The following is a 20,491-nucleotide window of genomic DNA, read 5'->3' on the forward strand; positions in this document are numbered from 1 at the left end:
TCCTCACCGAAACCACACTCTCGCGGCTCCCGCTCGGAGGCGTTCACTCCGTTTTGTTCTTTCGTTGTGTCTTAATTCTTTCAGCCGTTCAAGTCTCTGTCAAATTGACCGGACTCGCTCGACCTGCGGGAATTAAGCGCCGCCCCCTTTCGGAGACAACCCCTCTAACTTACCAGCCGTTCGGCCGTTCTGCGAATCGATCTCCAGACCGGCGCGTCAGAAGGGTTTGCCGACAAGCGAGACACAACACACCAAAGTCACCTGAGTGAGAGAGGAGGGTTGCGCCGCACCGCGTCGGCTCCTAAAGATTAGCAGCGCTTCCGAGCCCTCGTGCCGCTTCGCCGTCTTCTCCGGCAACAGAACGATCACGACCGAACATAGACTCCCCACGTGAGCAGCAACACGCCGCCAGTGGCGAAGAAGGTTCCCACGAAGCGCATCCATCACGGCGACACCGTCATCGACGAGTACGCCTGGCTGAGCAACAAGGAAGATCCCGACACGACCGCCTATCTGGAGGCGGAGAACGATTTCCTCAAACAGCAGACCGCTCACCTCTCCGATCTCCAGGAGCAGGTGTTCCAGGAGATCAAGGGCCGCACCCAGGAGACCGACCTGTCGGTGCCCAGCCGCAAGGGCGCGTGGTGGTATTTCTCGCGCACCGAGGAGGGCAAGCAGTACGCGGTCTCCTGCCGGGTCCCCGCCGACAGCGACGCGCCCCCGGAGATCACCCCGGGCGAGCGGCTCGACCGCGAGCAGGTGATCCTCGACGGCAACGAGCTGGCCGGCGACAGCCCGTTCTTCTCGGTCGGCGCCAGCTCCGTCAGCCCCGACGGCACGATGCTGGCCTTCTCGACCGATTACAAGGGCGACGAACGCTTCACGCTCAGGTTCAAGAACCTGACGACCGGCGAGGTGCTCCCCGACGAGATCACCGACATCTTCTACGGCGGCGCCTGGTCTGCCGACGGGTCGACGTTCTTCTACACGCGGGTGGACGACGCCTGGCGCCCCTTCCAGGTCTACCGGCACGCGCTGGGCACCCAGGAGGACGTACTCGTCTACGAGGAGTCCGACGAGCGCTACTGGGTCGGCATCGGGCTGACACGCAGCGAGAAGTACCTGGTGCTCGGCGCGGGCAGCAAGATCACCAGCGAGGTGCGGATCCTCGACGCGAACGACCCCGCGGGCGAGTTCAGGGTGGTCCGCCCGCGGACGACCGGCGTCGAGTACGGCGTCGAGCACGCGGGCGACTTCTTCTACGTGCTGCACAACGAGAACGCCGAGAACTTCGAGCTGGCCACGGCCCCGCTCGACGACCCCGGCACCTGGACGCCGCTCATCCCGCACGGGGAGGACACCAGGCTCCTGGAGATCGACGCGTTCTCCGACCACGCCGTGGTGCACCTGCGCCGCGACGGCCTGACCGGGCTGCGCGTGCTCCCGTACGGCTCGGCCGGCGGCACCTGGCGCGAGCGGGTCGAGGCGTCGGAGCGGAACGCGTACGAGATCGACTTTCCCGAGCCGCTCTACGACGTCGGCCCGGCCGGAAACCCGGAGTTCACGACCAGGCGGCTGCGGCTGGCCTACACGAGCATGGTCACCCCACCCAGCGTGTACGACTACGAGCTCGACAGCCACGAGCTGATCCTGCTCAAGCAGCGCCCGGTGCTCGGCGGCTACGACCCTGGCGACTACGAGCAGTTCCGCGAGTGGGCCACGGCCGGCGACGGCACGAAGATCCCGGTTTCGATCGTCAAGCGCAAGGACGCGGCCAAGCCCGCCCCGACCCTCCTGTACGGGTACGGCAGCTACGAGACCTCGATCGACCCCGGCTTCTCGGTGCCGAGGCTGTCGCTGCTCGACCGCGGGTTCGTCTTCGCCATCGCGCACGTGCGCGGCGGCGGTGAGATGGGCCGGCGCTGGTACGAGGAGGGCAAGCTCACCAGGAAGCGCAACACGTTCACTGACTTCGTGGACGTGGCCAGGCACATGAAGGCGTCGGGCTGGAGCGAGCGGATCATCGCGCGGGGCGGTTCGGCGGGCGGCCTGCTGATGGGCGCAGTGACGAACCTGGCTCCCGAGCTGTTCGCGGGCGTGGTGGCCGAGGTGCCGTTCGTGGACGCGCTGAACACGATCCTCGACCCGTCGCTGCCGCTCACCGTCATCGAATGGGACGAGTGGGGCGATCCGCTGCACAACCCGGACGTGTACGCGTACATGAAGAGCTATTCGCCCTATGAGAACGTAGACGGCGGGCCGTACCCGCCGATCCTGGCGATCACGAGCCTGAACGACACGCGCGTGCTGTACCACGAGCCGGCCAAGTGGATCGCCCGGCTGCGGGCGTCCGCGAGCGGCGGGCCGTTCCTGCTGAAGACGGAGATGGGCGCCGGTCACGGCGGGCGCAGCGGGCGTTACGACGCCTGGCGGGAAGAGGCGTTCGCGCTGTCGTGGATCATCGAAAGGGGCACAGCATGACCTACCAGGCCGACGAGGGGCGTTATGAGCGCCAGCCGTACAACCGCAGCGGGCGCAGCGGGCTGAAGCTGCCCGCGGTCTCGCTGGGGTTGTGGCACAACTTCGGCGACAACCGGCCGATCGAGAACTCGCGGGCGATCCTGCGCCGCGCGTTCGACCTCGGCGTCACGCACTTCGACCTGGCGAACAACTACGGCGTGCCGTACGGCTCGGCGGAGCGGAACTTCGGCCGGATCTTCAGCGAGGACTTCGCCCCTTACCGGGACGAGCTGATCATCTCGACCAAGGCGGGCTTCGACATGTGGCCGGGCCCGTACGGCGAGTGGGGTTCGCGCAAATACGTGCTGGCCAGCCTGGACCAGTCGCTGGGGCGCATGGGCCTCGACTACGTGGACATCTTCTACAGCCACCGTCCCGACCCGGAGACGCCGCTGGAGGAGACCATGGGGGCGCTCGACCGGGCCGTGCGCTCGGGCAAGGCGCTGTACGCCGGCATCTCCAACTACTCGGCCGAGCAGACCGCGCAGGCCGCGCGGATCATGCGCGAGCTGGGCACGCCGCTGCTCATCCACCAGCCGTCCTACTCGATGATCAACCGGTGGATCGAGAACGGGCTGCTGGACGCGGTGGAGGAGGCGGGCATGGGCTGCATCGCGTTCTCGCCGCTGGCGCAGGGGCTGCTGACCGACCGTTACCTCGACGGCGTTCCCACCGACTCGCGTGCGGCGACCAGCAGGTTCCTGAACGCCGAGCAGATCAACGTGCAGCTGGCGCGCGACCTCAACGAGATCGCGCGGACCCGGGGTCAGACGCTGGCGCAGATGGCGCTGTCGTGGGTGCTGCGGGACTCGCGGGTGACGAGCGTGCTGATCGGGGCGAGCAGCGTCAAGCAGCTTGAGGACAACGTGGCGTGCGTGGACGGCCCCGCCTTCACGCAGGACGAGCTCCAGGCCATCGACAAGCTCACCGGCTCGGCATGAGCACGCCTCACAGGGCTTCGTGCCGCTGGAGGTAGGTGAAGGAGGCCCAGCCGGGCAGGACCGGGAGCCAGAACGTGAGCAACCGGTACAGCAGCACGGCCGAGGTCGCCAGCTCCTTGGGCACCCCGGCCAGCACCAGGCCGCCCACGAGCGCCAGTTCGACCGCGCCCAGACCACCCGGTGTGGGCGCGGCCGAGCCGATCGCGTTGGCCGTGAGGAAGACGACCGCCACGGCGGTGAAGCTGATCTCGTGGCCGAAGGCGGCGATGCAGGCGTGCAGGCACAGCACGAACATCAGGGTGATCATGAGCGTGCCGACGCACGCCTCGACCATCTTGCGCGGCGACTGCAGCACGTCGAGCAGCCGGGGCAGCACGTTGGAGAACAGCTTGCTCATCCGCGTGGTCAGCAGCCGGCGCAGCGGCGGGATGCCGAGCACCGCCACCACCAGCACGGCGACCGCCAGCATGACCAGGACCAGGCCGCGTGACGGCGTGAACGAGGTCGCGGTGGTGGAGCCGGTGATGTAGGCGAACAGGGCCAGCAGCGAGATGTGGAAGACGAGCATGATGAGCTGTGAGGCCCCCACGCTGGCCACCGCGCTGGCCGGTGGGACGCCGCGTTTCTGCAGGTAGCGCGTGTTGATCGCGACGCCGCCGACGGCGGCGGGCGCGACCAGCTTGACGAACGACGACGCGAACTGCACGAGCACCGTGCGCCAGAGCGGCAGGGGCTCGGGGACGAATCCGCGCAGCATGAGCGCGGCCGCCACGAAGCTGGCGAACGAGGCCACCAGGGCGAGGCCCGACCAGGCCCAGTTGGCCGTGGTGACGACGTGGTAGACGTCGACCTGGCTGAGCTGGTAGAGCACGATGTAGGCGGCGATGGCGCTGGCGATGATCGTGATCAGGGTGCGCGGACGGAAGCGTTCGAGGCGGACTTCCTCGACCTTGCTCTGCGGCTTGAGGGCGACGATGTGCTCGCGGATGGCGGGCAGGACGTTCTTCGCCTTCGACAGCGCCGAGCGGGTCTCCCTGGTCAGCGCGATCTGCTGGAGCAGCGGCATGGCGGCGGCCAGCGCGTCGGGGCCCATCACGGCGGCCGCGGCGCGTACGGAACGCTCGGGGCCGACGCGCAGCGCCAGGTAGGTGAGCAGCTGGGCGACGTCGAGGCGCAGCAGCAGGTCGCCGGCGGCGACCTCGCCGCTGCGGGCGTCGGTGAGCACCACGCGGCCCGCCCGGTCGACGTGGATGCTGTCGCCGGTGAGGCGGCGGTGGGCCAGGCGCTGGATCTGCAGCAGCTCGACCTGCTCCCAGATCTGGGCGAGCAGGTCGTCGTCGATCTCCTCGTCGGGCAGCTCGTCGAGCGGGCGCGTGTCGATGTGCTCGTAAGCGAGCAGCGCGGCCTCGGTGCCGATCTCGCTGGTGCCGAGCAGGCGGGGGGTGCTGGCGCCGGCCGCCTGGGCCGCGTACGCCATGAGCGCCTCGCGTTCGAGCTCGGCCCGCAGCGATCTGATCGCCCGCCGCCTGGTCTCGGAGTTGAGCCGGAAGCGGCGCCACAGCCGGTAGGGGAGGCCGGCCACCTGCCGGTCGCGGTCGAGCACGGTCACGTCGAGGCCGGAGCCGTCGCGCAGGCCGATGGCGTAGCGGCGGCTGCCCTGGTGGTCGTCCTCGATGCGGCGGGCGGAGATCGGCGAGAACGACAGTTTGCGCAGCGCGGCGACCACGGCGCTGCCGGCCGGTCTGGTGTTGGGGCTGCCGACCCCGTAGAGGGTGGCGTAGCCGATGGCCATGCCCACGAGGACGGTGACGATGGCGCTGGGGATGGTGATCTGGCGGCCGGAGAAGAAGGCCAGGATGTAGAGGGCGATCGTGGTCCACATCAGCATGCGCCAGGTGGGGCGGCGGGAGATGCGGACGGCGGTGGCGTACGCGACGACCGAGGTGAGCAGCGTGTTGAGCGGCTCCATCTCGCGCCCGCCGGTGAGCAGGACGCGCAGGTCGTAGGCGTTGCCCCCGACGAGCCACTGCCCGAGCAGGAACGAGCCGGCCATGCCGACGATGGCGGCGATCAGCCCTTCGGCCACGCGCAGCCCGTCGCGGTGGAAGACCCGCTCGACCGCGAAGGCGGCGGGCACGATGAGGACGGCGGCGCCGCCGAGGAAGGCGGCGATCCTGCTGAGCAGGGGGACGAGCTCGGCGCCCTCCTTGACGTCGGCCTCCAGCCCGATCAGTGTCTGCTTGGCGACCAGGGCGAGCAGGACGACGGCGGCGAGCACGAGGATCGTGGCGATGAAGCGCAGCAGGTCGGAGGGCCGGCGCAGGCGCTGGGGCAGCAGCGGCTCGACGACGTAGACGGCGTTTACGTCGTCAGGGTCGTGGTCAGGGCGCGACTCAGCCACGGCGGGATCCTCCTCCGAGAGGTCCTCCGTGTTGTCTCGTTCCCTGATATCGGCCACCGAGAGAGATTCTGCCCCTTCCCGTGCCGGACCGTACGATCTCCGCCCCCCAGTGTCGTCGATCGTGCTCCAGTCGTCGCACGGGGCAGGCTACACGCTGGAGTTCCCACCCTTCACCTCTGATTTCCCGGCGCACCGAGGGGACGTAGGCTGTTCCTCATGTCGGGCGAATTGAGGGTTTTGGGGGCATGTCCACTGGACTGTCCGGATACCTGCTCCTGGGTGGTCACCGTGGAGGACGGCGCCGCGGTGAAGCTGCGCGGCAATCCCGACCAGCCCTACACCAGGGGCGCGCTGTGTGTGAAGGTCAACCGCTACCTGGAGCACACCAGGGCGGACGACCGCATCCTCTACCCCATGCGCCGGGTCGGGCCGAAGGGCTCGGGTCGGTTCGAGCGGATCACGTGGGAAGAGGCGCTCGACGAGATCTCCGTACGACTGCGCGGCATCGTCGAGGAGCACGGTGGCGAGGCGATCTGGCCGTATCTGGGCACCGGCTCGCTGGGCTACCTGCAAGGGTGCGAAGGCGTGGCGGGACGGCGGTTCTGGAACATGCTCGGCGCCTCCAAGCACTGGCTCAACATCTGCTCGGCGGCCGGCAACAGCGGCCTGCGCCGGACGAACGGCACCGCGGGCGGCATGGACCCGGAGAACTTCGCGCTGTCGAAGCTCATCCTGCTCTGGGGCACCAACACCCTGACCACCGGCCACCACCTGTGGAAGTTCATCCAGGACGCGCGGGCGAACGGCGCCCACGTCGTCGCCATCGACCCGATCCGCACCAGGACCGCCGACCAGGCCGACGAGCACCTCGCGATCAGGCCGGGCACGGACGGGGCGCTCGCGCTCGGGCTGCTCAACGTCGTGCTGGCCGAGAACGCGCAGGACGAGGAGTACCTGGCCGAACACGCCGAGGGCTGGGACGACTTCCGCGAGGAGATCCTGAGCTACCCGGTCGAGCGGGTGGCCGAGATCACGGGGATCCCGGCCGAGGCCGTCCACAGGCTGGGGATGAGGCTCGCGCACACGCGCCCGACCGCGCTGCGCGCCACGCACGGCCTCCAGCGGCACGCCGGCGGCGGCGCGGCGCTGCGCACGATCGCCGCCATCCCCGGCGTCACCGGCGACTGGCGCCACCCCGGCGGCGGCATGGCCTTCTCCACCAGCGACCACGTGCACCTCAACGTCGACCGGCGCGACGACCTGCTGGCCGAGCCCGTGCGCACGCTCGTGATGACCAAGCTGGCCTCCCAGCTGGAGTCGGTGAAGTGCCTGTGGGTGTACGCGGCCAACCCGGCCGGCTCCTCCCCCGACGCCAACGCCATCAGGCGCGGCCTGGCTCGCGAGGACCTGTTCACGGTGGTCATGGAGCACTTCCCGACCGACACCGTGGACTACGCCGACATCGTGCTGCCCGCGACCATGCAGACCGAGCACCACGACCTGCACGCCGGGTACGGCCACATGTACCTGCTCTGGAACGAGCAGGCCGTGCCGCCCCCCGGCGAATGCCTGTCCACGACGGAGACGTTCCGGCGGCTGGCGGCGCACATGGGGATGACCGAGCCGTCGCTGTTCGACTCGGACCTGGAGCTGGCCGAGCAACTGCTGAACAGCGGGCATCCGTCGCTTGATGGCATCACCCTGGACAGGCTGCGCAAGGAGGGCTGGATGCGGATGAGCTACCCGCGGCCCTTCACGCCGTTCGCCGAGGGCTTCCCGACGCCGTCGGGGCGGCTGCGCTTCCCGCCCCGGGGGAAGGCGTACGTGCCGTCGCACACGGCCGCCGCGGCGGGCGACTCGCCGTACCCGCTGACGTTGATCACGCCCGCCTCGCACACGTTCCTGAACACGACCTTCGGCAACAATCCCGAGCTGCGCCGCCGGGCGAAGGATCCCGTGGTGCTGGTCAACCCGGCCGACGCGGCGGCGCGCGGGCTGGTGGACGGCCGGCGCGTGCGCGTGCACAACGACGGCGGCGAGTTCCTGGCGGACGTGCAGGTCAGCGACCGGGTGGCGGCCGGGGTGGTGGCCTCGCGGAAGGGGCACTGGCCCAAGCTCAGCCCCGGCGGCGCCAACCCCAACGCGGTCGTGGCCGAGCGGGACGCCGACATGGGCAGGGGCCCGGCCTTTCACGACAACCTGGTGGAGATCACCCCAGTGTGAGCTTGTATCCCTCGTGGGAGGCGGTGAAGCCGAGCGAGTCGTAGAAGCGGTGCGCGCCCGTACGTGACTTGTCGGAGGTGAGCTGCACCATCGCGCAGCCGCGCGCCCGCGCCCTGTCGATCGCCCAGGTGATCATCTCGCGGCCGAGCCCCTGGCCCCGGGTGGAGGCGGCGACCCTGACGGCCTCGATCTGGCACCGCTCGGCGCCCAGCCTGGACAGCCCGGCCAGGTAGGTGAGCTGCATCGTCCCCACGACCTTGCCGTCCCGCTCGGCGACGATCAGCTCGTCGTACGGGTTGGCGTCGATCCGGTCGAACGCGGCGAGATACCGCTCGTCGTTCGGGTCGCCCTCGCGCGCGGCGCCGAGGTGGTCGTCGGCCAGCATCGCCACGATGGCGGGCACGTCCTGCCTGCGGGCCTGACGGAAGACGAGGGACAGCACGTAGTGGGACTCCATCACCGCGGGGTTGGACGGCAGGGCCATCACCTGGCCGCTGGGGGTGAAGCCCTTGCGGGCGTAGAGGGCTCTGGCGGCGTGGTTCCCGTCCACGGCCCACAGGCCGATCCGCCCGGCCCCCGTGCCCCTGGCCCAGTCCACGGCCTGGTCCACGAGCCGGGAGCCCACGCCCGCGCCTCTGGCTTCGGGGGCGACCCACATGGACACCAGGTGCGCGTCCTGCTCCTCCAGCAGCACGCACACCAGCCCGACGTCCTGGCCGGCGCGGGTGGCCACCCACCAGCACGACTCGGGGTTCGCCAGCCGCTGCGCCCACGTCTCGGGGTCGAAGGCGATTTCGCGGTCGTACGAGGAGCCGAACGCGTCCGGCGAGTCGCGCAGCGCGCGTAGCCGCACCTCACGCAGCCGGGGCCCTTCGCCGGGGCCGAGCCGCACAATGTCGATTTCCTGCATGCCCGAAATCATGTCAGGGACAGCTCAGGGTCTGTCCCCGATGCCCCCAGGGTGGGACAAAAGGCAGCATTGCTGACATGAACGAAATCAGTCGACGCGATGAGATATCGCTCTCCGGTGCAGCGCTGCGTGGCGCTCCATGGACGGCCGCCGCGATCGGCGGCGGGGTCACGGCCGCGGCCGGCTTCGGTGTGAGCCTGCTCACCGAGGGCGGCGACCTGGTGTGGGCGCTGGGGCTGGGCATCAGCCTGTTCGCCCTGATCGCCGCCATCGGCGCGGTCTCCAAGCCGGACGTGGGCGACCGGGTCACCCGTCAGGCCCGGCTCTGGTCGCTCAAGCATCCGTGGCGGTTCTCGCTCCTGCCCGCCGGCATCGTGGCCGTGCTCGACTACCCGGTGCAACTCGTCCTGGACGGCGAGGGGGTCTTCGGCTCGGCCTGGGACGCCGCGTGGCACGGCGCGCTCGTCTACCTGATCTCCGCCGTCCTGACGCTCACGATGCAGGGACGGGCGCGATCGAGCCGGTGAGCTCAAGCACTCGGCCGGTCAGCTCAGGCGGTGCCGGTGAGCTCAGGCGGTGCCGGTGAGCTCAGGCGGTGCCGGTGAGCTCAAGTGCTCAGCCGGCGACGGCCTCCCGCTCCGCCTGGCTCCTGCAGACGCAGAACTCGTTGCCCTCGGGGTCGAGCATGGTGACCCAGCCGGTGCCGTCCGGCTGACGCCGGTCGTCGAAGACGGTCGCGCCCAGCTCGATCAGCCGCTCGACCTCCTGGTCACGAGTCCTGCCCTCGGTCCCGTTGACGTCGAGGTGCAGCCGGTTCTTGACCGTCTTGCCCTCAGGGACGCGGATGAACAGCAGGAACGGGTCGCGCTCGGTCCGCAGCATGACCTCGTCGTGGCCGGGCTCGTCGCCCTCGCCCAGGGGCAGTCCGGTGGCCTTGCTCCACCACGTGGCGATCTCGTACGGGTTGTGCGCGTCGATGGTGACGGCATGAATTTCGATCACGCCGCCACCCAACCCGACACCACCGAAGACGTCAAGCCAGTGTTCGCAGGCCGATGACCCCGGCCAGGATCAAGGCGATGGAGACGAGCCGGGGCCACGAGACCTCGTCGCCCATGGCGATCATGCCCAGGATCGCGGTGCCCGCCGCGCCGACGCCGGTCCACACCGCGTAGGCGGTGCCGACCTCCAGCGTCCTGAGCGCGTACGAGAGCAGGCCGAAGCTGAGCACGGCGGTGAACAGGAACGACAGCGTCCACCACAGCTGGGTGAAGCCGCCGCTGAGCTTGAGTGACAGGGCCATGGCGACCTCGAAGACGCCGGCCAGCACCAGGATGATCCACGCCATGATGACGAACTCCCTCGGAGACGAGACTGACTCGGTGCGTCGTCTTCGCCTTCCGGGTACGGCGCGTCTCGTCCGGGAGCCGTAACGGCTCATCTACGCCAACGGCGCCCGCGCGGGGGTCATTCCCACCAGATGGTGACCCAGCGGTCGCGCGGCACCGGCCACATGCCGAGCTCGGCCGCCGTCTGCCCCACCTCCTCGGTTCTGGAGGGATCGAGGCAGACTCTTCTGACCGCGCTCGCTGCCAGCTCGTCAAGTGAGCTGAAACGTTCCAGCGGAGCCTCTCTCTCCTCCACCCGCACCGCGAACCCCAGCGCGGCGGCGAGCGCCACGCAGTCTTCCGCGATGGGCCGTACGGGCCGGTCGACGCCATGGAAGTGCTGCCAGAGCGGCGTCATCCAGCTCATGGGATGGCGGTGCGGCAGCTCAAGCACCACCCGCCCGTGGGTGCGGGCGTCGAGCGCGCGCAGGAATCCGGCCAGGTCGGGCACGTTGTAGACCACGTGCGCGGCCACCGTCACATCGGCGATCGGCACCTGGTCGGCGACGTCGGGCCAGCGGCCGTGGACCGTCGTGACCGGCACGCCCAGCTTCTCCGCCCTGGCGGAAAGCCCTTCCAGCATGGAGGCGGAGGTGTCGACCGCGTAGAGGTGGCCGATGCGCTCGTGCAGCGGCAGCGAGGCGGCACCGGGCCCGGAACCCACGTCGAGCAGGGTGCCCTTGTCGGGCAGTGCCTCGGCCAGGCGCGTCATGGTGGGGCCGTCGTCGGGCTCGGCCAGCGCCCTGTCGGTACGGGTGCCGAACCTCTCGAGCGAATGGCTCCACGGGTCCACCGGAGCCTTGGCCAGGATCTCGTCCGGAATCGCCCACGATTCGAGTCGCTCTCGCCACCTGGCGGCGAGTTCTTCGGCGTCCATGGAGACGAGCATGCCATGCATGGCGCGGGTTACCCGCGGGTAGCATTTCAGAGTAAGGTTACCCGCCAGTACAGATGTCTCGGTTCAAGGAGATCGACGCCCATGGGCCACTACAAGAGCAACCTGCGTGACCTGGAATTCAACCTCTTCGAGGTCTTCGGGAGAAGCGAGATCCTCGGCACGGGGCCATTCGCGGAAGTGGACGAGGACGTCGCCCGCAGCGTGCTGGACGAGGCGAACCGCCTGGCGACCGGCGTGCTGGCCGACTCCTTCGAGGAGGGCGACCGGAACCCGCCCGTGTTCGACCCGGCCACCGGCTCCGTCACCCTTCCGCCCGGCTTCAAGAAGTCGTACAAGGCGCTGATCGACGGCGGCTGGGCACACCAGGACCTGCCCGCCGACCTGGGCGGCCCCGGCATTCCGCGCACGCTCGCCTGGGCCACCGCCGAGATGGTGCTGGGCGCCAACCCCGCGCTCTACATGTACGCGGCCGGCCCCAACTTCGCCTACACCCTGTGGCAGGTGGGCACGCCCGAGCAGAAGCGCTTCGCCGAACTGGCCATCGAGCGCAACTGGGGCGCCACCATGGTCCTCACCGAGCCGGACGCCGGCTCCGACGTGGGCGCCGGGCGCGCGAAGGCGGTGCGGCAGCCCGACGGCACCTGGCACATCGAGGGCGTCAAGCGCTTCATCACCAGCGGCGAGCAGGACCTGACGGAGAACATCTTCCACCTCGTGCTGGCCCGCCCCGAGGGCCACGGCCCCGGCACCAAGGGCCTGTCGATGTTCCTGGTGCCGAAGTACCACGTGGACCTGGAGACCGGCGAGCTGGGCGAACGCAACGGCGTCTACGTCACCAACGTCGAGAAGAAGATGGGCCTGAAGGCCTCCACGACCTGCGAGCTCACCTTCGGCGACAAGCACCCGGCCGTCGGCTGGCTGGTCGGGGAGGTGCACGAGGGCATCAAGCAGATGTTCATGGTGATCGAGCACGCCCGCATGATGGTCGGCACCAAGGCCATCGCCACGCTGTCCACCGGCTACCTGAACGCCGTGGAGTACGCCAAGGCCCGCGTGCAGGGCGCCGACCTGGCCAAGATGGCCGACAAGAGCGCGCCCAGGGTGACCATCACCCACCACCCGGACGTGCGGCGCGAGCTCATGCTGCAGAAGGCGTACGCGGAGGGCATGCGCGCCCTGGTGCTCTACACGGCCACGTACCAGGACACCCTGCTCATCAACCCTGACGACCGGCACGCCCACGCGATGAACGACCTGCTGCTTCCCATCGTCAAGGGCATGGGCTCCGAGCGGTCGTACGAGCTGCTCTCCCGCTCGCTGCAGACCCTGGGCGGCTCCGGCTATCTGCAGGACTACCCGATCGAGCAGTACATCCGCGACGCCAGGATCGACTCCCTGTACGAGGGCACGACCGCGATCCAGGGCCAGGACCTGTTCTTCAGGAAGATCCTGCGCAACCAGGGCGCGGCGGTGGGCGCGCTGCTGGCCGAGATCAACGAGTTCGCCGGCTCCGACGCGGGCAACGGCCGGCTCAAGGAGGAACGCAAGCTGCTCGTTGAGGCCGCCGCCGACGTCAAGGCGATGGGCGACACCATGGCGGGCTGGGCGCTCGGCTCGCTGGACAAGCCCGAGGAGATCTACAAGGTCGGCCTCAACACCACCCGGCTGCTGCTCGCGCTGGGCGACCTGATCATCGGCTGGCTGCTGCTGCGCCAGGCCGAGGTGGCCCTGGCCAAGCTGGCCGAGGGCGAGGACGCCTTCTACCTGGGCAAGGTGGCCGCCGCCTCCTTCTTCGCCAAGACCGTGCTGCCCCGGCTGGCCGCCGAGCGGCGCGTGCTCGACTCCACCGGGCTGGAGCTCATGGAGCTGCCGGAAGAGGCCTTCTAGGACCTTCTCGCCGACGAACGCCCGCCTCTCGCGCGGGCGTTCTGTCGTGCGGGCGTTCTGTCGTCGGGGACACAGCCGGGCGGCGCGCCGGGCGAGTAAGTTCCCCGGCATGAGCTCTTCCCCGCACGACGACCACCATCCGGCCGCCCTGCCGCCACCGCGGGTCGAAGAGGTGTCGGACGGCGTGTTCGCCTACGTCCAGCCCGACGGCAGCTGGTGGATCAACAACACCGGGTTCCTGGCCGGGCGGCGCGGCGTCGTCGTCATCGACGCCTGCTCCACCGAGCGCCGCACCAGGGCCTTTCGCGAGGCGATCGGCAAGGTCAGCGACCGGCCGATCACCACGCTGGTCAACACCCACCACCACGGCGACCACACGTTCGGCAACTGGCTCTTCCCCGAAGCCACGATCGTCGGGCACGAGGGCGTGCGCGAGCAGATCATCGCCGACGGCATGCCCGCCTACCGCGCCGCGTGGTCGCCCGAGGTGGAGTGGGGCAAGCTCGAACTCGCGCCGCCGTTCCTCACCTTCACCGACCGGATCACCCTCCACTCCGACGACCTGCGCTGCGAGGTCAGGCACGTGGGGCACGCCGCCCACACCACCAACGACTCCTACGTGTGGATCCCCGAGCGGCGGCTGTTGTTCTCGGGCGACCTGGTCTTCAACGGCGGGACGCCGTTCGTGCTCATGGGCTCGGTCGCCGGGGCGCTCCAGGCGCTCGAACAGCTCCGTGAGCTGGGGGCTGAGACGGTCGTGCCCGGTCATGGCGAGGTGTGCGGGCCGGAGGCGTACGAGCCCGTGGAGCGTTATCTGCGTTTCGTGCAGGAGACGGCTCGGCGCGGCAAGGAGGCGGGCCTGACGCCGCTGGAGGTGGCCGGGGAGACCGACCTGGGCGAATGGGCGGGGCTGCTCGACGCCGAGCGGATCGTGGGCAACCTGCACCGCGCCTACGCCGAACTCGACGGCCGGCCCCTGGGCGCCCCGATCGACGTGGTCACGGCCGTGCTCGACATGATCACCTACAACGGCGGGCAGCCACTGTCGTGTCTCGCCTGACGAGTGACGGGTGTGATCGGCTATAGCCGGGTATGACCGTGGCTGTACTTGCCGTTTGCCTGGAGGTCGCCATGGGTGTCGGGGTCAGCATCTTCTTCCTCACGCTTGGCGCCATCCTGAAATTCGCCATCGAGCCCGACGTGTTCGGCCAGAGCGTCCACATGGACATCATCGGCATCATCTTCATGATCGTCGGAGGCGTGGGCGTGGTGCTGAGCATCGTGCTGGCCCCTCGGCGGGGCCAGACGTCCGACGGCAGGCTGATGCACCGCGAGAACAACCCGCCGGACCTCTGACGGTTTCCTCGCGGCCGGTCAGAGCCTCATCAGAGGCTCAGCTGTACGGCCGCCCGGCCGGCCACGATCGGCTTGATGTGCTCGGTGATCACGGCCTGGTGGCCGGGGTCGTCGCGGTAGACGAGGTAGTCGTCGGCGTTGTCGAAGTCCGCCACCACGGCGAAGTCCCAGGTGCCCTGGTTGATGCCCGCGTCGGCGCCGACCGTGTAGGAGCGCAGCTGGGGGATCTGGCCGGGCAGTTTGCGCAGCTCGGTGACCACCCTGGCCTTCTGCTCGTCGGTCGCTTCCTCGGTCCAGGTGAACAGCACGATGTGGCGAATCATGAAAGCCACTTTAGCCATGTATCAAATGCCGGCCTCGGCCGCTCTGACGTGATCGGGGTGCGGGCGTCCCCACCGTACGGCGATCGCCGGGAGAGGGGTCCTCCCGGCGGTCGCCGTACCGGTTCCATCGCGGTCCTGTAGGGGTCTGCGAGTGTTCAGCTCCAGGCGAGCATGCGGACGGGGTCCTCCAGCATCGCGCCGACGTCACGCAGGAAGTTCGAGCCCAGCTCGCCGTCCACGATCCGGTGGTCGAACGAGAGCGACAGGGTCGCCACCTTGCGCACCGCCAGTGCGCCGTCCACCACCCACGGCATGTCCCTGATCTGTCCGATGGCGAGAATGGCCGATTCGCCGGGGTTGAGGATCGGGGTGCCGCCGTCGACGCCGAACACGCCGACGTTGGAGATGGTGAAGGTGCCGCCGGTCATCTCCGCCGGCTGCATGCGGCCCGCCCTGGCCATTTCCGCCAGCCGGGCCAGCGCCCTGGCCAGGTCGGGGAGCGACAGCTCGTGGGCGTTCTTGATGTTGGGCACCACCAGGCCGCGCGGGGTGGCGGCGGCGATGCCCAGGTTGACGTAGTGCTTGATCACGATCTCCTGGGCCTCCTCGTCCCAGGAGGAGTTGATCATCGGGTGGCGCCGTGCCGCCGTGAGCACGGCCCTGGCCACCAGAAGCAGCGGGGAGACCTTGACCTCGGCGAACTCCTCCATGGTGCGCAGCCGCCGGACCGCCTCCATGGTGAGCGTCATGTCCACCTGGAGGAACTCGGTGACGTGGGGCGCGGTGAAGGCGCTGGTGACCATGGCGCGGGCGGTCGCCTTGCGTACGCCCTTGACGGGGATGCGCTCCTCGCGCTCCTTCTGGGCGGGCGCTCGGACCGGCGCGGTCACCGGCTCCTCGGCCCTGGCCGCCGCCTGGATGTCGTCCCTGGTGATCGAGCCCTGCGGGCCCGTGCCGGTGATGGTGGTCAGGTCGACGCCCAGGTCCTTGGCGAGCTTGCGTACCGGGGGCTTGGCCAGGACCGCCACCCGGGCGGGGGTCCCGGCCGGTGCCGCGTGGGGGGCTGCCTGGGGGACGGGCTGGGGAGCGGGCTGGGGCGGTGGGGTGTCCAGCTCCACCCTGGACGGGTTGGCGACCGGGTTGGCGGGGATGCCCTTGCGCGGGCGGCGCTTGCTGGCGCCGGTCTTGACGCCGTAGCCGACCAGGACCGCCTGGCGCTCCTCCTTGGGGGCGGGGCTGCCGTGGGCGCCCGGCTCGACCGCGCCCTCGGCGGGCGGCCTCGGCACCATGTCGTCGGCCAGCGCCTCGGCCTTGCTCCTGGCCGCGGCTCCCGCACCCGTGCCGGCGGTGGTCTCGTCGCCGGGCTCCGAGGTGTCCACGGCGATGATCGGGACGCCCACGTCGACCGTGTCACCCTCGTTCACCAGGAGAGCCGCCACCACGCCGTCCCACGGGCTCGGCAGCTCGACGGCCATCTTGGCGGTCTCGATCTCCACCAAGGTCTGCTTGACCTTGACGGCGTCGCCGGGCTTGACGTGCCAGCGGAGGATCTCCGCCTCCGTCAGCCCCTCGCCGACGTCGGGCAGCTTGAACTCGCGTCGCATCGCCAACCCCCTCAGTACCCGAAGACTCGGTCGACGGCGTCGAGCACCCGGTCCAGGTCGGGCAGGTAGTGCTCTTCGAGCTTCGACGGGGGGTAGGGGGTGGAGAAGCCGCCGACCCGCAGCACGGGTGACTCCAGGTGGTAGAAGCACTCCTCGGTGATGCGCGCCGCCAGCTCGGCCCCGAGGCCGCTGTTGACCGGCGCCTCGTGGACCACCACGACCCGCCCCGTCCGGCGTACTGACTCCATGATCACCGGCTCGTCGAGCGGGTTGAGCGAGCGCAGGTCGATGACCTCCAGCGAGCGCCCGTCGTCCTCGGCCGCCGTGGCGGCCTCCAGGCAGGTCTTGACCATGGGCCCGTACGCCAGCAGCGTGACGTCGGCGCCCGGCCGCACCACCTTGGCCGCGTGCAGCGGCGTCCACCAGTCGGTGGAGGTGGTGTCGATGTCGGCCTTCTCCCAGTAGCGGCGCTTGGGCTCGAAGAACACCACCGGGTCGTCGCTGCGGACGGCCTGCTGGATCATGGTGTAGGCGTCGGCCGGGTTGGAGCAGGCGACGACGCGCAGGCCCGCGGTGTGGGTGAAGTACGCCTCGGGCGACTCGCTGTGGTGCTCGACCGCGCCGATGCCGCCGCCGCAGGGGATGCGGACGACGATGGGCAGCTTGATCGCGCCGAGCGAGCGCATCGGCATCTTGGCCAGCTGGGTGATGATCTGGTCGGCCGCGGGGAAGACGAACCCGTCGAACTGGATCTCGCACACCGGCCGGTAGCCGCGCAGCGCCAGCCCGATCGCGGTGCCGATGATGCCCGACTCGGCCAGCGGCGTGTCGATCACGCGGTCCTCGCCGAAGTCCTTCTGCAGGCCGTCGGTGACCCGGAAGACGCCGCCCAGCTTGCCGACGTCCTCGCCCATGATGAGGACCTTGGGGTCGTCCTCCATGGCCTTGCGCATGCCCTCGTTGAGCGCCTTGGACAGACTCAGGATCGTCACGACGCCTCCTTCGCGACCGCCACGACGGCAGGCCGGTACGACTCAGTCACGGAACCCCTCCAAGTACGCGGCGAACTGGGCGCGCTCCCGGTCGATCAGGGAGTGGGGCTCGCGGTAGACGTGGTCGAAGATGTCGAGCGGCTCGGGGTCGGGCATGGCCAGGCAGCGCCTGCGCAGGTCGGCCCCGAGCTGGTCGGCCTCGGCGTCGACGGAGTCGAAGAACGCCTGGTCGGCCAGCTCGTTCTTGAACAGGTAGGCCTTGACCCGCTCGATCGGGTCCTTCAGCTTCCACGCCTCCAGCTCGCTGGCCACCCGGTAGCGGGTGGGGTCGTCGGTGGTGGTGTGGGCGCCCATCCGGTACGTGAACGCCTCGATGAGCGTCGGACCCTGCCCCGTACGGGCGGCTTCGAGCGCCTTGCGCGTCACGGCCAGGCAGGCGAACACGTCGTTGCCGTCGACCCTGATGCCGGGGAAGCCGAAACCCGAGGCCCGGCGGTAGAGCGGGATGCGGGTCTGCTTCTCCAGCGGCTCGGAGATGGCCCACTGGTTGTTCTGGCAGAAGAACACGATGGGCGCGTTGAACACGCTGGCCCAGATGAACGACTCGTTGACGTCGCCCTGCGAGGTGGCGCCGTCGCCGAAGTAGACGATCGTGGCGGCGTTGGCGTCGTCGCGCTGGATGCCCATGGCGTAGCCGACCGCGTGCAGGGTCTGGCTGCCGATCACGATCGTGTACAGGTGGAAGTTGTGCTCCTCTGGGTCCCACCCGCCGTGGTTGACCCCCCTGAACAGCCCCAGCAGCTTCACCGGGTCCACGTCGCGGCACCAGGCGACGCCGTGCTCGCGGTAGGTGGGGAAGGCCATGTCGGAGTCGGTCAGGGCGCGGCCCGAGCCGATCTGGGCGGCCTCCTGGCCGAGCAGCGAGGCCCAGATGCCCAGCTCGCCCTGGCGCTGCAGCGCCACGGCCTCCAGGTCGATGCGCCGGACGAGCGTCAGGTCGCGGTAGAGCGACCGGACCTCCTCCGCGCTCAGGTCGATGTCGTAGTCGGGGTGCTCGACCCGCTCGCCCTCGGGGGTGAGCAGCTGGACGAGCTCCGGAGGTGCTTCAGCACCACGAGAGGCGTCGGTTGTCATGCCACTCCTGCTGGTCGGGGCTGGTGTCGATGGGGTTGCCACCTTAGGCCAGCCTTCTTCGCGGCGAACCGTTAGGTGGTGGTTCGCCCGCTGTTGGGGCCATCGTGGCAGACGTCACAGCCCTGTGCGCAAGCCCCATGTCCTCCCCGTTCCCGTTGTGTCGGCAGCCACACGCGCCGGTAGGCTGTGCTTCCCATCCACCCACCGCTCCCAGGAGGAACGCAGTGGCCCGCGTCATCGTGGACGTCATGTTGAAGCCCGAGATCCTCGACCCGCAGGGCCAGGCGATCGCCAGAGCGCTGCCGAGGCTCGGCTTCTCCGGCGTCTCCGCAGTGCGCCAGGGCAAGCGTTTCGAGGTCGAGATCGAGGGCGCGGCCGACGAGGCGGCGCTGGCGGAAGTGCGCAAGATGGCCGAGACACTGCTGGCCAACACGGTGATCGAGGACTACGCCGTCAGGGTCGAAGACTGAGCCGGAGGCCGGGAAGGCACTTTTGGCGCCGGATTTCCCCCGCGGCGGTTAAAGTCGGGTTCGCCCGTGCCACAATGCCACGGGCTTGCCAACAGTAAATAACAACAACGTGATTTTGCGGTTAGCCCCGTTTTCTCAGGGAAACCTACTCCAGGTGACATTCCGGAGCCCGGAGGAGTCCGGTGGATATTGAGTTCTCGTTGGCCCTGCCTCGGGATGCGATCGGCATACCGATGGTCAGGCGGGTGCTAGGCGACGCCATGCGTTCACTCAACGTGAGTGAGACGTGCATCGCCGACATGCTGCTCGCCGTCTCCGAGGCGTGTTCCAACGCGGTCCGGCACGGAGGGCCGGCCAACCGCTACGAGGTGACGGCCGCGATCGGCTCCGACCACTGCGACGTACGCGTGGCGGACAACGGCTCCGGCGTGCCGTCGATGCCGCGCCAGTTCCCTCCTCCCGACACCGAAAATGGCCGCGGCCTGCTGATCATGCGCTCCGTGGTCGACGAGATCTCCTTCGGCATCACGCCGGGGCGTGGCACGACCGTCCATCTGCGCAAGCTGCTCGACAGGGACGAAGAGGCGCAAGCCCGTCCGCGTGAACTGGCCGCGGTCTGACCTGCGTGTCCGCTCGTGGCTGAGCCGATGCGGACCATGGGGAAGCACCCGATAACCTGGTGACACCGCCGTCCACCCCGATCGGGCGGTGGCGCGCGCATTCCTCTGGAGGGGACGACTGTCATGAGCGCTGCCCGTGTGGGCGTTGTCACGTTTCCCGGCACTCTCGACGACCAGGACGCAGCCAGAGCCGTGCGCCTCGTCGGCGCGCAGGCGGTTCCGCTGTGGCACGCCGACCGCGACCTCAAGGGGGTCGACGCCGTCTTCCTGCCCGGTGGCTTCTCCTACGGCGACTATCTGCGCTGCGGGGCCATCTCGCGCTTCGCGCCGCTCATGGAGGAGCTCGTCCCGGCCGCGAAGGCGGGGCTGCCGGTGATCGGCACGTGCAACGGGTTCCAGATCCTGTGCGAGGCGCATCTGCTGCCCGGCGCGCTGACCCGTAACGCCTCGCTGCACTACGTCTGCCGCGACCAGCGGGTCAGGGTCGAGCAGACCGCGACCGCCTGGACCAACTCGTTCGAGGCCGGCCAGGAGATCGTGCTGCCGGTCAAGCACGGCGAGGGCCGCTACGTGGCCTCCGACGACACGCTCGCGGCGCTGGAGGCGGGCGGCCACGTGGTGTTCCGCTACGTGGGCGGCAACCCCAACGGCTCGCTCAACGACATCGCCGGCATCCGTAACGAGGCGGGCAACGTGGTCGGGCTCATGCCGCACCCGGAGCACGCGGTCGAAGAGCTGGTCGGAGCGCCGAGCACCGACGGTCTGGGCTTCTTCACCTCCATCCTGAAGAATCTGGTGAACACGTGAGCGAGGGAGCCGGCAGG

At 69.5% G+C, this 20,491-nt stretch carries 19 protein-coding genes, 1 pseudogene and 1 riboswitch; of the genes and pseudogenes, 10 read left to right on the plus strand and 10 right to left on the minus strand.

Going from position 1 to position 20,491, the window contains the following annotated elements:
- Positions 1 to 390 precede the first annotated feature (390 nt).
- Positions 391 to 2,481, plus strand: a complete 2,091-nt coding sequence (locus tag AB0C27_RS51430; RefSeq protein WP_357861844.1) for a S9 family peptidase — start codon at positions 391 to 393, stop codon at positions 2,479 to 2,481.
- Positions 2,478 to 3,461: an L-glyceraldehyde 3-phosphate reductase gene (mgrA, locus tag AB0C27_RS51435; RefSeq protein ID WP_357861846.1), complete on the plus strand. Its 984-nt coding sequence runs from the start codon at positions 2,478 to 2,480 to the stop codon at positions 3,459 to 3,461. The genes AB0C27_RS51430 and mgrA overlap by 4 nt, the downstream gene beginning before the upstream one ends.
- A gap of 7 nt (positions 3,462 to 3,468) precedes the next feature.
- On the opposite strand, the gene AB0C27_RS51440 is transcribed toward mgrA, so the two are convergent.
- Positions 3,469 to 5,862 carry a lysylphosphatidylglycerol synthase transmembrane domain-containing protein gene (locus tag AB0C27_RS51440; RefSeq protein ID WP_357861848.1) on the minus strand — a complete coding sequence of 798 codons (2,394 nt, stop codon included), beginning with the start codon at positions 5,860 to 5,862 and terminating at the stop codon, positions 3,469 to 3,471.
- Between the two features lie 216 nt (positions 5,863 to 6,078).
- Here AB0C27_RS51440 and AB0C27_RS51445 point away from each other — a divergent pair, with 216 nt between their 5' ends.
- Complete coding sequence (locus AB0C27_RS51445) at positions 6,079 to 8,085, plus strand: molybdopterin oxidoreductase family protein (protein WP_357861850.1); 2,007 nt, start codon at positions 6,079 to 6,081, stop codon at positions 8,083 to 8,085.
- Here AB0C27_RS51445 and AB0C27_RS51450 read toward each other — a convergent pair.
- Positions 8,072 to 8,542 (minus strand): GNAT family N-acetyltransferase, encoded by a 471-nt coding sequence (locus AB0C27_RS51450; protein WP_357862010.1) that lies wholly within the window; start codon positions 8,540 to 8,542, stop codon positions 8,072 to 8,074. The two genes, AB0C27_RS51445 and AB0C27_RS51450, sit on opposite strands and share 14 nt — an antisense overlap.
- Before the next feature lie 42 nt (positions 8,543 to 8,584).
- Positions 8,585 to 9,007: pseudogene (locus tag AB0C27_RS51455) on the minus strand (GNAT family N-acetyltransferase); the annotation flags it as partial.
- A 65-nt stretch (positions 9,008 to 9,072) separates the two neighbouring features.
- On the opposite strand from AB0C27_RS51455, the gene AB0C27_RS51460 reads away from it, so the two are divergent.
- Positions 9,073 to 9,522, plus strand: a complete 450-nt coding sequence (locus AB0C27_RS51460; protein WP_357861852.1) for a hypothetical protein — start codon at positions 9,073 to 9,075, stop codon at positions 9,520 to 9,522.
- 88 nt (positions 9,523 to 9,610) lie between these two features.
- Here the strand turns inward: AB0C27_RS51460 and AB0C27_RS51465 are convergent, their stop codons facing one another.
- The 3 genes from AB0C27_RS51465 to AB0C27_RS51475 form a co-directional block, all read right to left on the minus strand.
- The gene (locus tag AB0C27_RS51465; RefSeq protein WP_357861854.1) at positions 9,611 to 9,997 is read right to left on the minus strand and encodes a VOC family protein; all 387 of its coding nucleotides are present in this window, start codon (positions 9,995 to 9,997) and stop codon (positions 9,611 to 9,613) included.
- Positions 9,998 to 10,028: 31 nt separating this feature from the next.
- Complete coding sequence (locus AB0C27_RS51470; protein WP_357861856.1) at positions 10,029 to 10,343, minus strand: multidrug efflux SMR transporter; 315 nt, start codon at positions 10,341 to 10,343, stop codon at positions 10,029 to 10,031.
- Between the two features lie 33 nt (positions 10,344 to 10,376).
- Positions 10,377 to 10,437: riboswitch (guanidine-III (ykkC-III) riboswitch) on the minus strand.
- 25 nt (positions 10,438 to 10,462) lie between these two features.
- Entirely contained in the window at positions 10,463 to 11,260 is a 798-nt protein-coding gene (locus AB0C27_RS51475; protein ID WP_357861858.1) for a methyltransferase domain-containing protein, read from the minus strand.
- A 102-nt stretch (positions 11,261 to 11,362) separates the two neighbouring features.
- Here AB0C27_RS51475 and AB0C27_RS51480 point away from each other — a divergent pair, with 102 nt between their 5' ends.
- The 3 genes from AB0C27_RS51480 (at position 11,363) to AB0C27_RS51490 (ending at position 14,524) form a co-directional block, all read left to right on the plus strand.
- Positions 11,363 to 13,168: an acyl-CoA dehydrogenase gene (locus tag AB0C27_RS51480; RefSeq protein WP_357861859.1), complete on the plus strand. Its 1,806-nt coding sequence runs from the start codon at positions 11,363 to 11,365 to the stop codon at positions 13,166 to 13,168.
- 109 nt (positions 13,169 to 13,277) lie between these two features.
- Positions 13,278 to 14,228 carry an MBL fold metallo-hydrolase gene (locus AB0C27_RS51485; protein WP_357861861.1) on the plus strand — a complete coding sequence of 317 codons (951 nt, stop codon included), beginning with the start codon at positions 13,278 to 13,280 and terminating at the stop codon, positions 14,226 to 14,228.
- A gap of 71 nt (positions 14,229 to 14,299) precedes the next feature.
- Positions 14,300 to 14,524: a hypothetical protein gene (locus AB0C27_RS51490; RefSeq protein WP_357861863.1), complete on the plus strand. Its 225-nt coding sequence runs from the start codon at positions 14,300 to 14,302 to the stop codon at positions 14,522 to 14,524.
- 29 nt (positions 14,525 to 14,553) lie between these two features.
- Here the strand turns inward: AB0C27_RS51490 and AB0C27_RS51495 are convergent, their stop codons facing one another.
- From AB0C27_RS51495 to pdhA, 4 genes are all read right to left on the minus strand, one after another.
- Complete coding sequence (locus AB0C27_RS51495; RefSeq protein ID WP_357861865.1) at positions 14,554 to 14,847, minus strand: Dabb family protein; 294 nt, start codon at positions 14,845 to 14,847, stop codon at positions 14,554 to 14,556.
- A gap of 155 nt (positions 14,848 to 15,002) precedes the next feature.
- The gene (locus tag AB0C27_RS51500; RefSeq protein WP_357861867.1) at positions 15,003 to 16,451 is read right to left on the minus strand and encodes a dihydrolipoamide acetyltransferase family protein; all 1,449 of its coding nucleotides are present in this window, start codon (positions 16,449 to 16,451) and stop codon (positions 15,003 to 15,005) included.
- 11 nt (positions 16,452 to 16,462) lie between these two features.
- The gene (locus AB0C27_RS51505) at positions 16,463 to 17,443 is read right to left on the minus strand and encodes an alpha-ketoacid dehydrogenase subunit beta (RefSeq protein WP_357861869.1); all 981 of its coding nucleotides are present in this window, start codon (positions 17,441 to 17,443) and stop codon (positions 16,463 to 16,465) included.
- A 42-nt stretch (positions 17,444 to 17,485) separates the two neighbouring features.
- The gene (gene pdhA / locus AB0C27_RS51510; RefSeq protein ID WP_357861871.1) at positions 17,486 to 18,577 is read right to left on the minus strand and encodes a pyruvate dehydrogenase (acetyl-transferring) E1 component subunit alpha; all 1,092 of its coding nucleotides are present in this window, start codon (positions 18,575 to 18,577) and stop codon (positions 17,486 to 17,488) included.
- Positions 18,578 to 18,801: 224 nt separating this feature from the next.
- Between pdhA and purS the strand changes: the two genes are divergently transcribed.
- The 3 genes from purS (at position 18,802) to purQ (ending at position 20,474) form a co-directional block, all read left to right on the plus strand.
- A complete protein-coding gene (gene purS / locus AB0C27_RS51515) occupies positions 18,802 to 19,047 on the plus strand; it encodes a phosphoribosylformylglycinamidine synthase subunit PurS (protein ID WP_346105659.1) in 246 nt (81 codons plus the stop codon).
- Positions 19,048 to 19,280: 233 nt separating this feature from the next.
- On the plus strand, positions 19,281 to 19,667 hold the full coding sequence (locus AB0C27_RS51520; protein ID WP_346105694.1) for an ATP-binding protein: 387 nt from the start codon (positions 19,281 to 19,283) through the stop codon (positions 19,665 to 19,667).
- Positions 19,668 to 19,790: 123 nt separating this feature from the next.
- Positions 19,791 to 20,474, plus strand: a complete 684-nt coding sequence (gene purQ / locus AB0C27_RS51525; RefSeq protein ID WP_357861874.1) for a phosphoribosylformylglycinamidine synthase subunit PurQ — start codon at positions 19,791 to 19,793, stop codon at positions 20,472 to 20,474.
- Positions 20,475 to 20,491: the final 17 nt, after the last annotated feature.

The organism is Nonomuraea sp. NPDC048882 (genome assembly GCF_040649755.1).
In the GTDB taxonomy this organism is placed as follows: Bacteria; Actinomycetota; Actinomycetes; order Streptosporangiales; family Streptosporangiaceae; genus Nonomuraea; species Nonomuraea maheshkhaliensis.